This window comes from Gemmatimonas sp. (assembly GCF_041689975.1).
GTDB lineage: Bacteria > Gemmatimonadota > Gemmatimonadetes > Gemmatimonadales > Gemmatimonadaceae > Gemmatimonas.
Genome location: NZ_JBDNFF010000416.1, coordinates 1 through 2,032 on the forward strand (window position 1 = coordinate 1; position 2,032 = coordinate 2,032).

General features: G+C 58.9%; 1 protein-coding gene and 2 pseudogenes. All 3 read left to right on the forward strand.

Going from position 1 to position 2,032, the window contains the following annotated elements; translation table 11 throughout:
* Window positions 1–373 (forward strand): annotated as a pseudogene (locus tag ACESNG_RS23455) (glycoside hydrolase family 1 protein); the annotation flags it as partial.
* Window positions 374–382: 9 nt separating this feature from the next.
* Window positions 383–1,183 carry an alpha/beta fold hydrolase gene (locus tag ACESNG_RS23460; protein ID WP_373063276.1) on the forward strand — a complete coding sequence of 267 codons (801 nt, stop codon included), beginning with the start codon at window positions 383–385 and terminating at the stop codon, window positions 1,181–1,183.
* 366 nt (window positions 1,184–1,549) lie between these two features.
* Window positions 1,550–2,032 (forward strand): annotated as a pseudogene (locus ACESNG_RS23465) (hypothetical protein); the annotation flags it as partial.

A 2,032-nucleotide genomic window follows, 5' to 3' on the forward strand; every position in this document is an offset into this window, starting at 1 on the left:
GATCACAAAGGAGTATTACAACCGGTATCGGAAACCCGTCATGTACACGGAAACGAACGTGTTCGAAGCGGAAAAAGCGCCGACATGGTTATGGAAGCAGTGGATCAACGTGTTGAGGATGAGAGCCGACAACGTTCCCGTGCTCGGCTTCACCTGGTACAGTCTGATCGATCAGATCGACTGGGATATTGGCCTGTCCGAGAAGCGGGGAACGGTGAATGCTTGCGGGCTGTACGATCTGCAGCGCAAGGCAAGGCCGGTTGCTGCAGCGTATCGTGCGCTGATCGAGGAGTTCGGGCGTATTACCATCGTACCGCATGGTGAGATGTTCGTGACGGGTGATCGCCCTGCGATGCTGAAAGTCGAGGTGTGAACGATCCCTATGCGAAACGCCACGACGCTTCACTCGGTCGACAGCGGTGCGGACAACGACGGCGCCACTCTCGTATTCCTTCACTATTTTGCCGGCTCGGTGCGCGCATGGGCAGGGGTGATCGCCCGTCTGGACATGAGCAGCCGCTGCATTGCGCTGGACGCCCGAGGGTTTGGCGGCTCGACGGTGTCGTCGAATAAGTTCAGTGTCTCTGAGATGGCCGACGATGTGATGGCGACCCTGTGTGGACTCAACGTGACTTCGTACGCGCTCATCGGCCACTCGATGGGCGGGAAAACTGCGCTGGCCATTGCGGCGCGTCGTCCGGCGGCGCTCACGGCGCTGGTGCTGCTCGCCCCATCACCGCCGACTCCCGAGCCGATAAACGAGAACGAGCGGTTGCGACTTGTTTCATCTTTGGAGGATCGTGCGTCGGCCGAGCGAACGGCAGTAGAGCGTGTCGCGCGTCCGCTGACAGACGAGGACCGGGGCGTTGTGGTGAGCGACGCACTGCGCACTTCAAAGTGGGCTTGGCACGGATGGCTGGAGTGCGGAAGCCGAGAAGACATCTCGCGTGCGACCGCGGGAATGGTCACTCCGACGCTCGTCATCGCTGGCGCACTCGACACCCCGCTATCGCCGGATTATCTGGACGTGCACGTAAGACAACGGATCCCGTCGTCGCGGCTGGTGGTAGTACCGAACGCTGCGCACCTTTTGCCGTTCGAAGCGCCCCGGGAAACGGCGACTTTGATCCACGCGCACTGTGCGCAGTCGTGGAAGCGTCGTATCGATACCACCGGTCCATAGTTATGGTGCTCGTAGAGCGGGCAGGAGTGGCACAGTATATGCTCCGTAGTCAGTTTGGTAGCGCGCACGACGTAGTTTGATCGTTTTCTTGCCACTTACGGTTCTCGCATGAATGTCCACAGCTAGGGCGCACCGCGCTCCTGCTTTTTTGCGTGTCAGCGACTGCTTCGGCGCTGTAGGCAAGACATGCGGCCGTCAAACCGAGCCACAAACATGACGCCAATGCCAGCCTCCGATCTCATCGCGTTTTCACACCTCCGATGGGATTGGGTTTATCAGCGTCCGCAGCACCTGATGAGTCGCGCTGCTCGCAATCGACGGGTCTTCTTCGTAGAGGAGCCGTGCTTTGGAGAGTTTCGCGCTGAGATGACCGTTACGCTGGCGGCGCCGAATGTTTTCGTTGTCCGGCCTCATTTGTCTGCACACCTTTCGGCAGATCAAGTGATCGACTTTCAGCGACGGCTGTTGGATGAGTTCCTGGATAAAATGAATGTGCGGGTTGATGTGCGATGGTACTTTACGCCAGCGGCGCTCGAGTTCTCGAGCCATTTGTGTGCGAAGTTGGTGGTGTACGACTGCATGGATGAGCTGTCAGCATTCGCCGGTGCCACGGCAAGGATGGCAGAGATGGAGCGTGCGCTTCTCGGCGCTGCTCACATCGTGTTTACAGGTGGCCAAAGCTTGTACGAGGCCAAGCACCTTCTGCACCACCATGTACATGAAATGGCATCTTGCGTCGATCTCGAGCACTTTCGCGCGGCCCGGAACATTTTGAATGAGTTCAGCCATCAGGCGGGAATTCCCTACCCGCGCATCGGGTACTGCGGCGTCCTTGACGAGCGACTCGAC